At 40.5% G+C, this 18,709-nt stretch carries 18 protein-coding genes and 1 tRNA gene; 9 read left to right on the top strand and 10 right to left on the bottom strand.

Annotated features, from left to right (window positions below):
* Window positions 1-13 precede the first annotated feature (13 nt).
* The 3 genes from RR876_RS02835 to RR876_RS02825 all read left to right on the top strand — a co-directional run bounded on the left by RR876_RS02835 (window position 14) and on the right by RR876_RS02825 (window position 2,455).
* Window positions 14-367: a cupin domain-containing protein gene (locus tag RR876_RS02835; RefSeq protein ID WP_104442337.1), complete on the top strand. Its 354-nt coding sequence runs from the start codon at window positions 14-16 to the stop codon at window positions 365-367.
* 201 nt (window positions 368-568) lie between these two features.
* A complete protein-coding gene (locus RR876_RS02830; protein WP_332477605.1) occupies window positions 569-1,741 on the top strand; it encodes a hypothetical protein in 1,173 nt (390 codons plus the stop codon).
* 99 nt (window positions 1,742-1,840) lie between these two features.
* Window positions 1,841-2,455 (top strand): MarC family protein, encoded by a 615-nt coding sequence (locus RR876_RS02825; RefSeq protein ID WP_332477606.1) that lies wholly within the window; start codon window positions 1,841-1,843, stop codon window positions 2,453-2,455.
* A gap of 43 nt (window positions 2,456-2,498) precedes the next feature.
* Here the strand turns inward: RR876_RS02825 and yddG are convergent, their stop codons facing one another.
* From yddG to RR876_RS02795, 6 genes are all read right to left on the bottom strand, one after another.
* The gene (gene yddG / locus RR876_RS02820) at window positions 2,499-3,401 is read right to left on the bottom strand and encodes an aromatic amino acid DMT transporter YddG (RefSeq protein ID WP_332477607.1); all 903 of its coding nucleotides are present in this window, start codon (window positions 3,399-3,401) and stop codon (window positions 2,499-2,501) included.
* A gap of 116 nt (window positions 3,402-3,517) precedes the next feature.
* Window positions 3,518-4,444: a DMT family transporter gene (locus RR876_RS02815; RefSeq protein ID WP_332477608.1), complete on the bottom strand. Its 927-nt coding sequence runs from the start codon at window positions 4,442-4,444 to the stop codon at window positions 3,518-3,520.
* Window positions 4,444-4,644, bottom strand: coding sequence for a type II toxin-antitoxin system Phd/YefM family antitoxin (locus RR876_RS02810; RefSeq protein ID WP_332477609.1), 201 nt, complete (start codon window positions 4,642-4,644; stop codon window positions 4,444-4,446). The genes RR876_RS02815 and RR876_RS02810 overlap by 1 nt, the downstream gene beginning before the upstream one ends.
* A 115-nt stretch (window positions 4,645-4,759) precedes the next feature.
* Window positions 4,760-5,965: an integrase arm-type DNA-binding domain-containing protein gene (locus RR876_RS02805; protein ID WP_332477610.1), complete on the bottom strand. Its 1,206-nt coding sequence runs from the start codon at window positions 5,963-5,965 to the stop codon at window positions 4,760-4,762.
* A gap of 174 nt (window positions 5,966-6,139) precedes the next feature.
* Window positions 6,140-6,215, bottom strand: a tRNA-Arg gene (locus RR876_RS02800).
* Window positions 6,216-6,294: 79 nt separating this feature from the next.
* Window positions 6,295-7,647 carry an amino acid permease gene (locus tag RR876_RS02795; protein ID WP_004981282.1) on the bottom strand — a complete coding sequence of 451 codons (1,353 nt, stop codon included), beginning with the start codon at window positions 7,645-7,647 and terminating at the stop codon, window positions 6,295-6,297.
* Between the two features lie 331 nt (window positions 7,648-7,978).
* On the opposite strand from RR876_RS02795, the gene prpF reads away from it, so the two are divergent.
* Together prpF and RR876_RS02785 are read left to right on the top strand one after the other, a co-directional pair.
* Entirely contained in the window at window positions 7,979-9,169 is a 1,191-nt protein-coding gene (gene prpF, locus RR876_RS02790; protein WP_125280356.1) for a 2-methylaconitate cis-trans isomerase PrpF, read from the top strand.
* A 315-nt stretch (window positions 9,170-9,484) separates the two neighbouring features.
* Complete coding sequence (locus RR876_RS02785) at window positions 9,485-10,396, top strand: farnesyl diphosphate synthase (protein WP_332477611.1); 912 nt, start codon at window positions 9,485-9,487, stop codon at window positions 10,394-10,396.
* 141 nt (window positions 10,397-10,537) lie between these two features.
* Here RR876_RS02785 and RR876_RS02780 read toward each other — a convergent pair whose 3' ends face one another.
* The 4 genes from RR876_RS02780 to RR876_RS02765 form a co-directional block, all read right to left on the bottom strand.
* Window positions 10,538-11,395, bottom strand: coding sequence for an SPFH domain-containing protein (locus tag RR876_RS02780; protein ID WP_004981272.1), 858 nt, complete (start codon window positions 11,393-11,395; stop codon window positions 10,538-10,540).
* Window positions 11,396-11,410: 15 nt separating this feature from the next.
* A complete protein-coding gene (locus tag RR876_RS02775) occupies window positions 11,411-11,884 on the bottom strand; it encodes an NfeD family protein (protein ID WP_078388363.1) in 474 nt (157 codons plus the stop codon).
* A gap of 97 nt (window positions 11,885-11,981) precedes the next feature.
* The gene (locus RR876_RS02770; RefSeq protein ID WP_332477612.1) at window positions 11,982-12,899 is read right to left on the bottom strand and encodes a patatin-like phospholipase family protein; all 918 of its coding nucleotides are present in this window, start codon (window positions 12,897-12,899) and stop codon (window positions 11,982-11,984) included.
* A 65-nt stretch (window positions 12,900-12,964) separates the two neighbouring features.
* Window positions 12,965-13,594, bottom strand: a complete 630-nt coding sequence (locus RR876_RS02765; protein ID WP_332477613.1) for a 1-acyl-sn-glycerol-3-phosphate acyltransferase — start codon at window positions 13,592-13,594, stop codon at window positions 12,965-12,967.
* A gap of 136 nt (window positions 13,595-13,730) precedes the next feature.
* Here RR876_RS02765 and RR876_RS02760 point away from each other — a divergent pair, with 136 nt between their 5' ends.
* From RR876_RS02760 to RR876_RS02745, 4 genes are all read left to right on the top strand, one after another.
* A complete protein-coding gene (locus tag RR876_RS02760) occupies window positions 13,731-14,987 on the top strand; it encodes an MFS transporter (RefSeq protein WP_332477614.1) in 1,257 nt (418 codons plus the stop codon).
* Between the two features lie 141 nt (window positions 14,988-15,128).
* On the top strand, window positions 15,129-16,253 hold the full coding sequence (locus tag RR876_RS02755; protein ID WP_332477615.1) for a porin: 1,125 nt from the start codon (window positions 15,129-15,131) through the stop codon (window positions 16,251-16,253).
* 112 nt (window positions 16,254-16,365) lie between these two features.
* On the top strand, window positions 16,366-18,024 hold the full coding sequence (locus tag RR876_RS02750) for a phosphoethanolamine--lipid A transferase (protein ID WP_332477616.1): 1,659 nt from the start codon (window positions 16,366-16,368) through the stop codon (window positions 18,022-18,024).
* Window positions 18,025-18,027: 3 nt separating this feature from the next.
* Window positions 18,028-18,708: a response regulator transcription factor gene (locus tag RR876_RS02745; protein WP_004694591.1), complete on the top strand. Its 681-nt coding sequence runs from the start codon at window positions 18,028-18,030 to the stop codon at window positions 18,706-18,708.
* The last annotated feature ends 1 nt before the right edge of the window (window position 18,709 follow it).

Raw genomic sequence — 18,709 nt, 5'->3', positions numbered from 1 at the left:
TCAGGATAAAGATATGAAAGAAGTGAAGTTAGTTGATAGCGCCAAACTCGATTTTAATTTACGTGGCGAAACTCCAGATGGGACAGCTTATGTTGCAAGAGCAGTCGGAGCAGATGTTTCTCCGAATATGGGGATCGGATTTGCACGTTGGGAAGGGGCAGAAGTCACTTGGAAATTGCTTTATGACGAAGTGATTTTTGTAATTGAAGGGTGTTTTGAATTAACAGCCAACGGTCAAAAATATGAAGTAAAGCCTGGGCAAATGTTATGGATACCTGAAGGAACAGAACTTATTTATGGTGGGCATGCATTATTTGGTTATGTGGTACACCCAGGAAATTGGAAAGAGTTACACGGCTTAGCATAATTACTGGAGTAATGGCTTCCGTTAAATAATACCCCCTCGCTGTTATGTAATCTTTTTATGTTATAGGCCTAAAACAGGCCTATAACAATCAAATTAAAAACATCAAATTTGGGAATTTCACCTGAAGGGAGAGGTGTGGCCTAAAAAATTAGAAAGCAGGAAGAGCTTTCTAAAAATCTTCATTTAAACAAGGACATGTAAATGAAAAAGACATTTTTAAAAATTGGATTCGGCTTGGTGAGTTGTGGGATGGTAATGCCTACTTTTGCTGGTGTAACTTTTGGTGATCCACAAAGTAAGGCGGGTGCATTGACGGTCTCAGGAGCAGTCCGTGCCAACTATCAAGATAAACATTATGGTGAATCTGCCTCAGATCAAAAAATAAAATTTGATGCTGCAATTCTACGCTTAGGTTATGAGTCCCCAGATTGGTTTGGACAAGCTGAATATCGGTGTTATCAGTACGATACCTTTTGTGATTTTTCAACATTGGTTTCAGGTTATCTAGGTTATCGCTTAAATCCAACAGATAATATTACTGTAGGTTTACAACCGATTCCATTTGGCCCAGGACGTTATTGGGATAGCAGCTTCTATGCTGGTATAAACAATACCATGGGGCTTCAGGATGCATTAGATTTAGGTGTGAACTATCACTTCGAAATGCCTACGGCCACTAAAGTCGATCTCGCTTATTTCGCTTCAGATGGCGGGAATTATCATGGTACAAGTAAAGATGCTGCACGCTATACAGCCAATGTGGTGTCATCTTCAGATCCACTTAAAACAGATTTAAATGAAAAAAACATGTGGATGGCTCGTGTAGATCAAGAACTAAAGTTTTTAACGACAGATGATCTAAAAGTATCCTTAGGTGGAAGTTACTGGTATTCAGAAATTGAAAATGAAAAGGCTTCGACCGATGGAACAAGAAATTCTTGGGCACTGTTCAACCGAGTTAATTATAAAAATTTAAATGTAGTCCTTACAGGCGGTAAACAATCAATTAGTAATAAAGATGCATTGAGTCCTCATAGTTCAACTTTTGGTTCTTTCGATGGGGAGTACGATATTGCTAATAAAGGTTATTTCTACACTGTAGACACAAGTTATGTCTTTAAGAATGTCCGAGATTCGCTCAACGTGACCCCGTATATGGTGTTCAGCGGGTTCAATAAAAAAGAACAAGGTTTTGATGACTCACAGCGAAATATTGTTGGTGTCGCATTAGATTATAAAAATGTCACGTTATATACCGAATACTTAATGAGTAAGAACGACCCATTTGTAGGCGGAACAGGTGCGTCATTGGCAGCTGGTGATGATGGCAAGTGGAACAAGCTTTTGAATGTCATGTTGGTTTATAGCTTTTAGAAAATCATCAACTGTTTTTCAGACCTAAGTAGCTACATGCTTTTTCAAATTTTTCAGGAAGTTAATAACTTCCTGAACTTGTTTTCAGGATATCCAATAATGACATCACCATATTTAACGACCTTTATTTTATTCTTTTCTTTATTAAATCCATTCTTGATGAGTATCTACATGATTGGGTTGATTAGACATACCGAAACTAAGGTATTTAATCGAGCACTCATACAAGGTGGCTTAATTGCATACGTTGTTTTTCTTCTTTTTGCTTGGGGTGGTGAAGCGATCTTTAGTCAGTATTTAAATGTACGGTTCGAATCATTTTTAATTTTTGGAGGGTTAATCTTTTTAGTCATTGGCTATAGATTTGTCTTTCAAGGGGCTGAAACGATCGGAGAAATGCGCGGTGCACCTGAGCATCTTGCTGGGACAGTCGCGATGCCTTTTATGATTGGACCGGGAACAATCAGTGCAGCAGTAGTCACAGGGATGAGCATGTCGATTGGCGAAGCTGCTCTTATTATTGCTTTCACATTATTTTTAACATGTAGTGTTTTGATCGTTATGAAACTGTCGCATGATCACTTAAAGTCTAGTCATGCAAAATATATTGATCGATATTTTGATATTGTAGGAAGGCTAGCAGCCTTACTAATAGGAACAATTGCTATTGATATGATAGTGAACGGAATTACCAAACTGATTGAGAAGGTTTAGTAATTTTAAAAGCCAAAGAGTTCTTTGGCTTTTTTACACAAAATTAGGTGGCTAGCTTTATTTGAGGTGCTTGTTTTTTACGAATTGAAAGCCAACAGATAATTGATCCTATAGTTACAATAGTTGCACCATACCAAAAGTTGGTAGATAAACTTGAATTTAAAACTGAAACTGAAAATGCTGATGAGAGCATTGGCGAAAAATAGGAAAGCATTACTAAAACTGGCATATTCCCTTTTATGATACCGACATTCCATGCTAAATACCCCATTGCAAAAAAGAAAGCATTTATTAAGATGAAGATATAACTAGTTATGCCACTGATATGCGGTAAATGAATACCTTGGGTCGCAAAAGTAAGTATCCACAAAGCGGCTGCAGTTAGTATAAAATACAACGATATAGCATTCGTACCATTACTATGCTTTTTGGTATAAATACAATACACAGCCCAAAGTAATGATGCTAAAAATATTAATAAATAACTGACGGGATTTTTATAAAAGTTATCAATGAAATTAATTCCAGGGTGATAGTTAATCATCACAATGCCTGAAAAGCTAACAAGCACTCCTGTTATGGTCAAAAAATTTACTTTTTCTTCTTTTAAAAATGCAAGCATTAAAATGATTAAGGTGGGCCATAAACTAAAAATGATGTTCATTTCAATCGATTTTTCAGATGACTTTGCTAACGTAATTGAGAATGCAAAGCACAATTCAAAAATAACAAATAGCAGACTGGATACGATTAAAAATTGTTTAGAAACCTTTTTGAAATCAGGTAGTCCGTAAGAAAAATACAGAATTACTGCGCTTAATGTATAGACGTAAGTGACCGTATAGATGGGGCCAAATACTTCAGTTGAGAGTCTTAATAAACCGACTAAGGTAGACCACAATAATAGCGCTAAAATACCTATGCTGGTTGCAATCTGGCGGTTCATTGGAGTTGACTGATTTAAATAAAGCTAATAATAATTTTTTACTTGGTAGTTGAGAAGCTAAATTCACATGATGATTTGTCATGGATTAATGAGTTTTTCTTATGGATATTTTTTAATTAAAGTTTGAGTCTATTTTTGGAAAAAGTGATGATCATTACACCTATTATGTTGAGTATACATCCAACCCACTGTATTAAATTTAGGTGTTCGTCTAAAAACAATATTGCTAAAAAAATTGTTAAAACAGGACCAACAGAAGAAATGATGGAAGATTGAGACGCTCCCAAGTGTTCAATGCTAAGTATAAGTAAAATAGTGGGTAAAACAGTAGCAAATATCCCAAGCCCTATTCCATACCAAACAATACGATTAGGAAGTTCAGTTAACAAGGTCAAAGGCTCAGGTGTTGCTAAAAAATAATGTATAAAAATACAACAGCAGGCAATAGATAAAGATAATCCTGTTAAATTTAATGAACCAAATTTCTTAATGAGTGGAGGGGTTAGAAGTAAATAACAAGCAAATGCAACAGCACTAGCGAATACTAAACTAGAACCTAACCAGGAGTTATTTTGGTCAGTTAAGTTTTTTTGCTCTTGTAGCATGACTAAAACTGTTCCGCCATAGCTTAAAATTAAAGCAAAAATAACTTTTAAGTTCAGTCTCTGCTTGAAAATGATACTTGAGGCAATAACTGTTAATGTGGGATACAAAAAGAGAATAATTCGTTCTAAGGATGCGCTAATGAACATGAGTCCAAAAAAATCAAGCCAACTTGAGATGTAGTATCCTAATGAACCTGTAAGAATAAGTAACAACCAATCTTTAAGTTTAACACTGTAATACTTGTGACGTCCAAACCAACATAGTATTAGAAAGAATGGCAAGGCACTTGCCATTCTTATCACCATTAATGTTGTCGCATCTAAAGTAGGGGAGAGAGCATAAGCTTGCTTAATAAAAATTGCTTTGGTGCTAAATAAGAAAGCAGAAAGAAATGCAAATACTGAACCGATCTGATATGTGGAAAAGTTAAGCTTCATTAAATCTTTTCATTTGAGACAATTTTTTTGAGATAAGCTGTATCAAATTCAGCTTTTTTATAAGCTTCGTAAGATGATTTACTAATGATGACTGCTGGCTCTCGTCCTCTACGAGTGATTTCTACAGGATAGCCAGCTGCTGCTTGATCCATTAGTGTAGATAATTGAGCTCTGGCATTTGAATAATTCCAGCTATTCATTCTGATTCCATTTAAGTCCATGTATGATCGAGAGAATAAAGACGTGCAGGATTTTGCTCAAAGGATTTATTTTCAATCTTACATGACTTTTTGTCATGGTTAATATCAGCAAACTCTATTTTATTTTTTCACAATAATCAGCCCATTTTTGCATCATTATTTTTCGTTTCTCTAAATGTTTGGTTCTGTTATAAGCACGGCCATGCATGTCTTTCACTTGATGAGCAAGTTGTTGCTCAATCAGTTCGATTGGAAATTCCAAAACCTCTTCTAAGATTGTTCGTGCGGAAGCTCGGAAACCATGTCCACATGCTTGCTCGCTGGTATAGCCTAAGCGACGCAAAGCTTGATTGATAGTATTTTCTGACATCGGTTTTAAGTTGGACGTCGTTGCTGGGAATACATATTCACTTTTATGTCGAGTAATTTGAGTTAGTTCAGAAAGTAAATGAACCACTTGAGTAGATAACGGAACAATATGTTGTACACCTGTTTTAGATTTTGTCTTAGGTGGTGTGTAGCTCCATAAACCTTGTTCAAGATCAATATCTTTCCACTGAGCATGTCTGAGCTCTCCTGGGCGAACGAAGACTAGAGGAGCAATACGCAAGGCGTAACGAGTGATTACAGAACCTTCATAGTGATCGATATCCCGTAAAAGCATAGCGAACTCTTTAGGTGATACCAACGCTGCCATATGAGTCACCTTGGGAGGAGAGATCGCTCCCTTCAAATCTTGAGTAACATCACGCTCACAAAGCCCAATAGAAACCGCATAACGAAGAACTTGACTACATTTAACTTTGACTTTTTTGGCTGTTTCTAATTTGCCTTCTTTTTCATAAGTTCGACAAATTTTAAGAACATCCATTGCCTTAATTTCATGTATTGGGATTTTACCAATATGCTGATTGATTACTTCTAATAAGCGTTGTTGCCCTTTAATCGTTGATTCAGCAAAGTCTTGCTTTGCCATCCATTCATTTGCAATATTTTGGAAAGTATTATTATTCGTATTTAGTATCTCATTCTCAATTCTAACTTTTTCAACATGTGGGTCGATATTTTGAGAGAGAAGGGTACGGGCTTCTTCACGTCTAATTCTTGCATCTGCTAAGGAGACTGTAGGGTATGAACCAAAGCTTAAGGAATTTCTCTTTTTAGTATAAGGTCGTGAGTAATCAAATCTCCAACTTTTATCCCCAGTCTTAGACATAATTAAAAATAAACCATAACCGTCGGCTAGCTTCTGAACTTTTGTAGAGTCTGCTTTGATAGTCTTAATTTTGGTATCTGTTAGAGGTATAACGATTTTCGGCATTTTTACGGTAAGAGTTTTTGCGGTAATGTATCTTACCGTAAAAATTACCGCAAAAAAATATGTATAAAGTTAGAATCTTATAGACTGGTTTGGATTTTTATTTTATTAATATAATGAATTTTAATAATTTTATATGTTGATCTGGAATGTTTGAGACCAAAATAAACTATAAAATGGTGCGCTCTGCGGGACTCGAACCCACGTCGGTCGCTTAGGAGGCAACTGCTCTATCCAGTTAAGCTAAGAGCGCAAAAGTGCGGTTAATGTAGAGGATTTTACTCAAAAAAAATAGTTATTGTCGAAACAATAACTATTTAAAAATGAAAATTTTATGCTTTTCTAAACAGAATTTTGTATAGAACGAACATTAATACGATCCAGACTGGGATCATAATCACAGCGCCGCTTAAACCTTGTGTCCACATGATGTAAAGCACTACAGCAATAAATCCAAGCACAAGGTAGTTACTGAAAGGTGACCAAAGTGCAGGAAATAATGGTTTTTTCGCTTCGCTTTTCATGGCCTTCATAAATTGAAGATGAGTTAAGCTGATCATGGCCCAGTTCAATACCAAAGCGCCAACAACGATGTAAATTAAGTTGCTGAGTGCATCTTCTGGCGCAAAATAGTTCAACAGTACACAACCGAAAATCAGTAAAGCAGAGAACAAGACTGCTGGAATTGGCACACCTTGCTTATTGGTTTTACTGAAGATTTTAGGTGCATTGCCTTGCTGTGCTAAACCAAACAGCATGCGGCTGTTAGCATACATACCGCTGTTATATACAGAAAGTGCTGCAGTCAAGATAATAAAATTCAGTAAATGCGCGGCCCAACCAATACCTAATTGACTGAAGATCATTACAAATGGGCTCTTATCTAAGCCACCAAGTTGTAATTCATTCCAAGGTACAAGCGATAACAAAATGGTTAATGAACCCACATAGAAAATGAGGATACGGAATACTACTTGGTTGATTGCTTTCGGAATTGATTTTTGTGGGTTATCAGCTTCTGCTGCAGCCATACCAATCAATTCAATACCGCCAAAAGCAAACATGAGGAAGGCAAGCATATAGAATAGACCTTCAACGCCATGCGGGAAGAAGCCGCCATGTGACCAAAGGTTGCTGAATGAAGCCGTGGAATCTGCGCCTGCCGTGGCCAAAAGATAAAGACCAAATACAATCATGGCGACGACGGCCGTGACTTTAATAATAGCTAGCCAGAACTCTGATTCACCGTAAAATTTCACATTACCTAAATTGACTAAGGTAATGATAACAAAGAAGGTGAGTACAGATGCCCACGCAGGAATGTGGGGCCACCAGTAGTTGATATACTTCGCAACCGCGGTAAGTTCGGTCATGGCCACTAGAACATATAGAATCCAGTAGTTCCAGCCAGCCAAAAAGCCTGCAAATTTGCCCCAGTATTTGTTTGCAAAATGACTAAAAGAACCTGCTACAGGTTCCTCAACGATCATTTCCCCAAGTTGACGCATGATTAGAAATGCAATTAAACCGCCAATTGCATAGCCCAAAATAATGGATGGGCCAGCAGATTCAATCACATGTGCGGAACCTAAAAATAAGCCAGTACCAATTGCGCCGCCCATGGCAATCAATTGAATATGACGGTTCTTTAAGCCACGCTGAAGTTGAGACGACTCTTTATTCAAGTTATTTCAGCCCGACAATGGATAAGTGTTTCCGATTGTAATAGATCGCGAAGAAATCGCATAGTAGCTCAAAATTCATGAAAAAAAGTTATTATTCATATGAAAAATAATGTGTAATTAATTGTAAATAAAAAACATACGAATCAATATATTAATTTTATTTAAATTATCAAATCATGAATTTTATTTGGAAACCGGACGTTCACAAATGATGTTTTTTTAGACTTAAGTCTGTATTTTACGTAGGCATAGGGAAAAAAGGTATGATGAGCCTAAGTTAAATCAGATCTTTTGACTTAACACAATGATAAATATGAAGGATTCAATAAAAATGAGTTTTGCACCGCAAATCAAAATTCCAGCAACGTATATGCGTGGAGGGACCAGTAAGGGCGTATTCTTTAAATTAGATGACCTCCCAGAAGCTGCGCAACAGGCTGGACGCGTTCGAGATCAGTTATTGCTCCGTGTAATTGGTAGCCCCGATCCTTATGCAAAGCAGATTGATGGCATGGGTGGTGCAACATCAAGTACCAGTAAAACGGTGATTTTAGCGAAGAGCCAACAGCCTGAACATGATGTTGACTATTTATTTGGGCAAGTGTCGATTGATCAGCCTTTTGTCGACTGGAGTGGAAACTGCGGTAACTTAACGGCTGCTGTCGGTTCATTTGCGATTTCAAATGGTTTGGTCGATGCTGCACGTATTCCAGAAAATGGCATCTGCACAGTCCGTATTTGGCAGGTGAATATTCAAAAAACCATTATTGCACATGTGCCTATTACGCAGGGACAAGTTCAAGAAACAGGTGATTTTGAACTTGATGGCGTGACATTCCCAGCTGCAGAAGTGCAAATTGAATTTTTAGATCCGGCCGATGATGGTGAAGATGGTGGTGCAATGTTCCCAACAGGGAATTTGGTTGACACTTTAGAGGTTCCGGAGATTGGTCGCTTCCAAGCAACGTTTATCAATGCGGGTATTCCGACGATTTTCTTAAATGCAGAAGACATTGGCTACACGGGGAGTGAATTACAAGACGCAATTAATGGTGATGCCAAAGCTTTAGCGCGTTTTGAAACCATTCGTGCCTATGGTGCAAAACAGATGGGGCTGATTCAAGACATTTCTGAAGCTGCCAGTCGTCAACACACGCCTAAAATTGCTTTTGTTTCTAAGCCAAAACAATATGTCTCGTCGAGTGGTAAAACCATTACAGAGCAAGACACCGATTTATTGGTTCGTGCACTTTCTATGGGTAAATTACACCATGCGATGATGGGGACAGCAGCTGTTGCCATTGGTACTGCAGCAGCGATCCCAGGAACCTTGGTCAATTTGGCCGCGGGAGGTGGAGCACGTGAAGCCGTTCGTTTTGGTCATCCTTCAGGAACCTTACGTGTAGGAGCGCAAGCAATACAAGAAAAGGGTCAGTGGGTAGTAAAAAAAGCTGTCATGAGCCGTAGTGCACGTGTGCTGATGGAAGGTTGGGTACGTATCCCCGCTGAAAGTTTGGATTAACGCTATGTAAAAGCCTCTCTCTGTAGAGGCTTTTTTATGTCAACTCTAGGTTTGTAATAAGAAGACTAAAGATCACCAAGAGCATGAGCAGTGAATTTTAGAGCTTGATTGCTTGTGTAATGGCTGCTTGAAATAGTAGAAAAGTCATTCTTATCACCTCGTCTGCAAAAATTAATAGAATACTGTGCCTTGTTTGTGCTTTCGGCATAGAGAAAGCGGGCAGAAAGCAGTATCATGCCAACAGATCATTTCAAATGATCGGCTCAGGCAAACTGAGTACCAGATTAATTTATCCTATTGTTATTCGAGGCGAATGTGTCAGCACTAACCGACGTATCAGCAAATGCACTCCAACAGGCTCAACAACGTATTCACGATGATTTATTGACGGCACTTGATGCTTTTTCAATTCCGGAACCGTTAAAGAGTGCTGTGCATCATGCGGTTATGTTAGGTGGCAAACGTGTGCGTCCTGCGCTGTGCTATGCCACGGCACATTTAAAGCCAAATAATAATGCAGCTGCCGTGCGCCGTGCCGCTGTGGCTGTGGAACTGATTCATTGTTACTCCTTGGCACATGATGATTTGCCGTGTATGGACAATGATCTTTTGCGCCGTGGTCAGCCGACCTGTCATGTGGCTTATGGTGAAGATACAGCTTTGCTTGCGGGTGATATCTTGCAGTCCATGGCATTTGAAATTTTAGGTAGCCGACTGTTTGATGCTGGCCCGGTGGTTGATCAGGGTATTGTACTGAAGCAGATGCAAATTTTAGCGACAGCGAGCTCTAAAATGGTGTGTGGCCAAGTCCTTGACCTACAAGCCGAAGGTAAACGGGTCGATCAGACTGCACTTGAAAATATCCATCGGAATAAAACGGGTGCATTAATCTCTGCTGCGGTGATGATGGCCGCGGTGACTGTATTTGACGGTTGCGACCAAGCGATTCCTAAGTTACGCGAATATGCGCAGGCAATTGGTTTGGCTTTTCAGGTGCAAGACGATATTTTAGATATCATTTCAAATACAGATGTACTGGGTAAAACCGCAGGGAAGGATGAGCAAGTTGAAAAATCGACTTATCCAGCCTTGATGGGACTTGAGGCTGCACAAGACTATGCCAAGACTTTGCATGATCAAGCCTTTGCTGCTTTGGCTTATTTCCCAACTGATGCGGCAGCAGAACTTAATCAGATTTCACAGTTTTTATTGGCTCGCCAAAGCTAAGTTTCAGTGTTTAGATTAAAAAAAGAGGACATAGCGTGTCCTCTTTTTTAATGCTTGTTCCTTAGAGGCTTGAGTTTTTTCACAACGCCAATAAAAAAGACAGCTCGAAAGCTGTCCTCATTCAATCAAACCAAGCATCAGTTAGATGTCTTTACGTCCCATAACACCACGAATGGTACTTAAAATATCGGCTGGCAACACCACTGTTTTAGCATTGTTCGATTTAGACATGTCTTGCATCGCTTTGACATATTGTTCACCCAACAAGTAAGCAACAGGAATTTCCTTGTCGCCCACAGCCGAAGTGACCATTTCAATGGCACGCTGAGAAGACTCTGCTAAGACCACTTGTGCTTCTGCATCACGACGAGACGCTTCTAAACGGCCGTCTGCCTCTAAAATCGCTGCTTGTTTTTCACCATCTGCTTTGGTCACGGTCGCACGACGTTGACGCTCAGCCGCCGCTTGAGCTTCCATTGCTGCTTGCATGGTTGAAGAGGGTTGAATGTCTTGAATTTCAACGGTTTTTAGGGTAATACCCCAGTCTGAAATATCATCCGAAATGGCTGCTTTAAGTTTGGCTTTAATGTGATCACGAGACGATAGCGCATCATCGAGATCCATTTCACCAACGATTGAACGCAGTGACGTTTGCACTAAGTTTTGAATGGCCCATGTATAGTTTTCAATCCCATACACTGCATTTACAGGAGTAGTGATGTTGATATAGGCCACTGCATTCATGAGCAAAACGGCATTATCGCGGGTAATCACTTCTTGAGAGGGAATGTCTAATACAATGTCTTTGGTCGTCACTTTATAAGCCACTTCATCGACATAAGGAATCACAAAGTTGAGACCTGGATTCAACGTGGTATGGTATTTACCCAGACGTTGCACGATCCATTTATAACCTTGTGGAACAATACGGACACCTTTAAAAATGGTGACAGCGGCAAAAGCCAAAATTGCTAAAACGACAATAAATCCACCAGACATATGCTTAACTCACTTTTATCTATTTTCGTTGGTTGAGAGGTGTGCTTTGACCATTAAATCATTGCCCAGTATTTCAACGACACGCACTCGGTCGCCGACTTGGACTTTATCTAAAGTACGACAGTTCCATTCATCTGAACCGAGTACTGGAATGGGAAAGCGAACGCGAATGTGTTCATTTTCAGGACTCGCTTGAATCACCATGCCAATTTGACCGATGGTTGCTTCGCGAGACAGTCCTGCTTTGGTTTTGTCAGTCGAAAGCGGTTTAATAAACTTAAACCAAAGTAAAGTGCATAAAATTGACAAAATAATCCACGTCACAAACTGCGTGGTAACACCCATCATTGGGAACATCCAGTACAGAATACCGACCATAATGGCCGCAATACCGAACCACAATGCGGCAAAAGCAGGCAGAATTAGCTCTGATAACATTAACAGAACGCCCAATACAAACCAGTGCCAAGGCTCAAAAGCAAATTCCATACATCTACTCATATATTCGTTATAGGGATATAGATGCAGAAGCATCTATATCAATTTAGCAGATGAATAAGTCTTTGAATATTAAAAATCAAATTTTTTAGAATTTGGCTTTAGGGGCTGGTTTAAAAGCAGCTGGGGTCTTTTTAAAATCGACAATGGCTTTTTCAATCGATTTAATTTTGAGCTGTGCGGCTTTTTCACCTTCTAAAATAGATTGATTGCTGGCTTTTAAGTCCAAAGTACCCAAGTGTCCGACTTTGGGTTGAATCACCACAGTCGCTTGGCTCAATTCTTCATTGATGCTTTGCTGCCCCATAATATTAATGGTCTGGTCGAGTAAGCCCCACATATTGAGGGGTTTGTTGCCGACAGGACGAGCTGAAATATCAATCGCGATCACAATATCCGCGCCCATGTCTTTAGCTGTTTTGACTGGAATTGGGCTGACCAGACCGCCATCGACATACTTGGTTCCACCAATCACTGCAGGGACAAAAACGTTCGGAATACTGCATGAAGCACGTACTGCTTGGCCCGCATTGCCTTTGATAAAGTCGGCTTTACGTCCAGTGTCAAGACGGGTCGCCACCGCAGCAAAGCGGATAGGGAACTGTTGAATCGGTTTGTTGCCGACGTGTTTGTTGACATAGTCTTGCAGCTTTTGACCTTGAACAAACCCTTGGGAGTTGAGGGTTAAGTCTCGAATGTCCGATTCTTTTAAGGTCAAGGCAATTTGCTGAAGCTGGAAAGGCGTTTTACCACTGGCATAGATACTGCCCACAAAACTTCCCGCACTGGTTCCCGTGACAATTTTAGGTTTAATACCATGCGACTCTAAAACTTTAAGCACCCCAATGTGTGCAAAACCTTTGGCACCGCCACCGCCGAGTGCAATCGCAACTACAGGTTCACGAGCTTGAATGGGAGTTGTGGTTGGTGTTTTCTTTGATGCAAGATCACATCCTGCCATAGTCAGTGTGAGTGCACCAATCAGAGATAAACGAGCAAAATTCATGGTCAAAAGTACTAAAACGTAAAACAAATAATGGTGCACATCTCAGCAGATTCGACCTTGATTTGCTAGCTATTTTTTAAGCGTTTTTGTAAAGGCTTGGCCAACCATTTTGGGTTTTTCGCTGAAAATTTGCCGATATACAGATCTAAAATATGCTCTAGGTCTTGCTCAAAATCCCCAGTAGGATGAAACACACCCAAGCAGTGGATGGTTTTTTGCGCATAGTCAAAGGAAAACATCACAATTGGAATCTGTGCACCATACGCAATGCGATAAAAGCCACTACGGATAGATTCGGCTTGCTTACGTGTGCCTTCAGGCGCCATCCCGACCCAAATTTTTTCTTTACTGTGAATAATATCGATAATGTCATGGGTTAAACCTTGGGCATGGGTACGATTGACAGGAATCACGCCAATCCACTCAAGTAAAGGTTTCAGTGGAGTATGAAATAAACTGTTTTTGCCAAAAATAGTGATTTGCAGACCTAAGCCCAATAGAGCCGTAAAACCATGCCATGCATCGATATTTGAGGTATGTGGCGAGATAATTGCTACGGCTTTGGGTAGGTTGGGAAATTCGCCAACAAAGCGCCAACCTTGCGCTAAAAAGAGCTGCTTAAAAATAGCGCGAGTGAATGCAGATGAGTTACGACTTGGAACTTGATCTGGTAGCTCTGGAAAATATTGGTTCATTGTTATTATACTCAATCGACCAAGATGTATATCATCTCATCATAAGCACTGATTGGCTTGAATTCATTGGCAAAAAAAGTGAACGGATACCGATCTCAGATGAACATTTTGACCAATCCATGTATATAGGAACAGCATGCTACAGATTCGCAATGTATATATTTTGCTGTTTTCATTGTATTGGGCGCAGGGCTTACCCGTCGGGTTTATGACCCATGCCTTGCCCGTCATTTTAAGAGTGCAGGGTGTTTCATTGGCACAGATTGGGGGCTTTGGACTGCTGATGTTGCCATGGTCGATCAAAGTGTTTTGGGCACCAGTGTTAGATCGTTTTGGGATCACCCGTTTCGGCCACTATCGGAGTTGGATTATTCCATTGCAGTTTCTTACGGTGCTGGTGCTGATCGGACTGTCTTTCCTCCCGATTGATGGATTAAATCAACCTATTTATTTATGGGCTTTCTTTGTGGGCCTCCTGAGTATGAATTTGCTCGGGGCAACGCAAGATATTGCAACCGATGGATTGGCGGTCAATATTTTACAAGGGGAGCAACAGCACTGGGGTAATACCTTTCAGGTGATTGGATCGCGTCTGGGTTTTATTGTCGGTGGTGGGGCAATCTTGTGGGCACTAGATTGGCTGAGCTGGCAGAGCACTTTTTTGATGCTGGCGGCAATGGTCTTTATAAACACGCTGCCGATTTTAATTTATCCAGAGCCAAAGCATCGAGCTGTTTCAGAAGCTCAGCCTACACCTTTCAACCTCCAACAGATCAAAAACTATTTGGCTTATTTTGTCCAGAGTCCTTTGCTTGCAGCATGGTTAGCAGTGCTATTGAGCTTTAAAATTGCTGATGGTTTAGCAGGACCACTTTTGAAGCCTTTGATGGTCGATTTGGGTCTGAGTTTTTCTCAGATAGGGCTTTATGTCACCATGTTGGGTGCATGTGCCGCCTTAATAGGTGCAGGACTTGCGGGCTATAGTTTGAAGTTGATTCGCCGTGCCACGGCTTTAGTACTGTACTCGGTGCTTAAAATATTCAGTCTGGCGGCTTATACATGGTTAGCCTTTCAATATGAAAACCAGCACAGTATTCAGCCGTGGCTGATTTATCTGATCAATGCCTTTGAAGATATGACTTCATCGATGCTGTTGGTGGTCATGCTCACCTTAGTGATGCAGTACAGTCGTAAACATCTAGCAGGCACGGACTTTACTTTTCAAGTGGCGCTGATGGCTACTGTCAGTGGCGGTTTGTATAGTGTGAGCGGTCTATTGGGAGATTGGCTCGGCTATTTTAATTATCTGTGTATGATTGTGGTCATTGCGATGTTGAGCCTGTGGTTTATCTTCAAATGGCGTGGCATTGCGATGCATTCTGACCTTTCATAATTCATTCATAAATAAATCACAAAAAGTGCTAAATAGTAATGTAAACAATTAAAAAATATAACTAAATAATTTTTTAATTGTTCTGTCATATATGTCTGAACGGTAATATTTGTAACAAATTTACCGTAGGATATTTTGATAATGAAAACACAAATTGCAGCCGCAATCGCTTTAAGTTTAGTGGCAGGGGTAACATTCGCAGCACCTACTTTTTATGGTGAAATTGATGTCACGGCTGATTATTTACCTGAAGACAATGCTTCGCCAAATAAAGATCGCGATGTGGTCGAGCTGAATTCTAACAATTCCTTTTTGGGATTAAAGGGCGAAGAGAAGCTGACAGATCGCTTAAATGCACTATACCAAGCTGAATTTACCTTCTATGTGGACAATGGTGGTAGCACGGATACTTTCGTTCCGCGTAATTTACTCGTTGGCTTACAAGACCAGAAATTGGGCACATTGAAAGTCGGTAAAATTGATACCCCTGTTAAACAACTGTCTTCAGTGGTAGATACCTTTAATAACTATGTGGCCAACAAAGCCGATGTGGCGGGGATTTTCACGGGTGAAAACCGAGTCGATAACGTGCTGGTCTATGAAACACCTGCTTGGGGAGTGGGCACAGGTAAACTGAAAGCTGCGGCACTGTTAGCAACAGGTGAAGCTGGTGGTATTGAAAAATCTAAAGGCGGTGCAAAAGTTGCAGGGCGTGGTCTGGGCGATGCTTGGTCAGCGTCAGTGGTCTATGACAGTAAAAAGTTTGTTGCAGGGATTGGTTATGATAAGGCCATTCCGTCAACCTTTGCAGGACGTGGCACTTTGAATGCTTCAGCGCCTGAAGTGACTGGTGGGGTGGCAGGTAGTGCCTTTGCAGCAGCAGATAGCTTACGTGCCATTGGTCGAGTAAATCTCAATAATGGTTTAGCGTTGAAAGCCTTATATCAAACTTCTGAAGTGGCAGATGTACAAGGCAATGATGCTGCCGCGGCTGCCATAGACGACGCACAAGGCTGGTTGGTTGGGGCAGAATATATCTTACCGACTGCCAAAGCTTGGACAGTGAAAGCGCAATACAGTCAAAACTCAACCAGCTTTAAAACATCTAAAGATGACTTTGATGCACAGCAGTTTATTGCAGGTGCTGATTATGCCTTTACCAAGCAAGTTAAAGCTTATGGTTACGCAGGGATTTTGACGCTTGAACAAGCATCATTTGAAACCAAACAACCTGTAGTAGGCACGGGGATTGAATACAAATTTTAATTTTTTAAGCTATAGAAAAAAGACGCTGCACAGACAGCGCCTTTTTTATTTAAGCGAGTTTTAAGTTTAGAAAACTACATTGGAGCATCCGCTCAGCAAGACATGATTTAAAATGTTCAATTTGCAGTCTATTTTTAAAGAAGTTTCACTTTCGCGCTTTAACGTATATTTGGCGCTGTGGTTAGCCGTGGTTTTAAACGTGATGTTCTACAAGCAAGTTCAGTTGCTTACGCCCTATCACGGTTTCAAAGCTTATGCCTTTATCGGTGCTACCATTTTGGTAGTGTTGGCTTTTTATCATTTGGTTTTTCAGCTGCTACAGTGGCGACCGATGGCTAAAGGGTTAGCTGCGCTATTGATCGTCATTGGTGGAATGAGTGCATATTTTGTTAACAGCTTAGGCGTTTCGATCACACCAGATCAGATCCAAAACATGATGCAAACCGATGGTAATGAAGTGCGCGACTTGTTGTCATGGCGACTTGTGCTGTGGATTGGGGCGATGGTGGTACTACCTTTAGTCGTTTTATTTAAGGTCAAAATCCGCCGTGATCCTTTTAAAACCGTGTTATTGCACAAGCTGTTCGGTAGTGCAGTCTCTATTTTATTGATTGCAGGCATGTTGTTTATTTTCTTTGTTGATTATGCCGCGATTTTCCGTGAGCATCGTGATCTCAAAGGGATGATTTCACCGCAAAATGCGATCAGTTCAACGCTGTCGTATTATAAAAAAAATCGACCACAGCAGCATTTACCGTTGGTGACTTATGGTGAAGATGCCCATTTGGTGGAGCAAGTCGGACAGCAAAACTTGCCGAAATTGATGGTTTTGGTGGTCGGTGAAACGGCACGTGCAGAAAGTTTTTCTTTAAATGGCTATGCGAAAAAGACCAACCCTGAGCTGGAAAAACTCAATGTCATCAACTTTAATCAAGTCAGTTCTTGCGGGACAGCCACAGCGGTTTCTGTGCCATGTATGTTTTCAGGCATGCCACGTGAAAACTACGATGCACAGTTAGCGCATCACCGTGAAGGTTTATTAGATCTTGCACAACGTGCTGGTTACAAAGTGACATGGATTGACAATAACTCTGGCTGTAAAGGCGTTTGTGATCGGGTTGAGCAGTATAAAATTCCAGAACCGATACAGAAAAAATGGTGTTCAGCCGATGGCGAATGTACCGATGAAATTTTGGTGGATAGCTTAAAAGCCTATATGGCTGGTATTGCGGCTGATGATAAAACGCCACGTTTAATTGTGTTACACCAAATGGGCAGCCATGGACCAGCTTACTATAAGCGTTCAACGCCTAAGTTTCAGCCTTTCCAACCGATGTGTGAAACCAATGCCATTCAAGCCTGCACACCTGAACAGCTGAAAAATAGTTATGACAACTCTATTGTTTATACCGACCATGTGTTGAGTCAACTGATTGGTGTATTAAAGCAAAACTCAAATTTTGAAACTGGTTTTTGGTATTTATCTGACCATGGTGAGTCGACTGGTGAACACGGGTTGTATTTACATGGTTCACCTTATGCCATTGCACCAAGCCAACAGACCCACGTACCGATGCTGATGTGGTTTTCAGAAACATGGCAAAAGCAGAATCCGCAACAAATCACTTGCTTAGGGCAACAAAAAAGCCAAGAATTAAGCCAAGATCATTTGTTCCCAAGCTTACTGAGTTTACTTGGGGTAAAAAGTACGGTGATTGATTCAAAAAATAATATCTTAGAACATTGTACTGCGACCAAAGCGAGTGCTTAGACCATGTCAAAAATATTGATTATTGAAGATGATTTTATGATTGCTGAGTCCACACAAACGTTGCTGCGTTATCAGCAGTTTGATGTGGTGTGGGTCAACAATGGTTTTGATGGTTTAAAGCAATTACAACAATACCCATTTGATGTGGTGCTGCTGGATTTGGGCCTACCGATGATGGATGGGATGCAGGTCCTAAAAAATATTCGCTCGCTTTATCCGACTTTGCCTGTGCTGATTATTTCGGCACGAGATCAGTTACAAAACCGAGTCGATGGTTTAAATCATGGCGCGGATGATTACTTAATCAAACCTTATGAGTTTGATGAGTTGCTGGCACGTATTCATGCGCTATTACGTCGCAGTGGCGCGTTAAAACAGCAAAAGCAAAGCCAGACTTTGAGTTATGCAGGTCTAGAGTTAGATGAAGATTTGCATTTAGCCAAGTACAAAGGGCAGACCATTGATTTATCGAACCGTGAATGGGCTATTTTAATTCCTTTGGTCAGTCATCCTAATAAAATTTTTTCCAAAACCAATTTGGAAGAAAAGCTCTATGACCTTGACTCTGAAATTAACAGCAATACCATTGAAGTTTATATTCACCATTTGCGTGCCAAGCTTGGGAAAGACTTTATCCGTACCATTCGAGGGCTAGGCTATCGTTTGGGGCAGGTTGAAGCATAAA

It is taken from the genome of Acinetobacter sp. (genome assembly GCF_036666595.1).
GTDB lineage: Bacteria > Pseudomonadota > Gammaproteobacteria > Pseudomonadales > Moraxellaceae > Acinetobacter.
The sequence above is the reverse complement of the archived record's forward strand: the minus strand, read 5'-3'. Positions and strand labels throughout refer to the sequence as shown.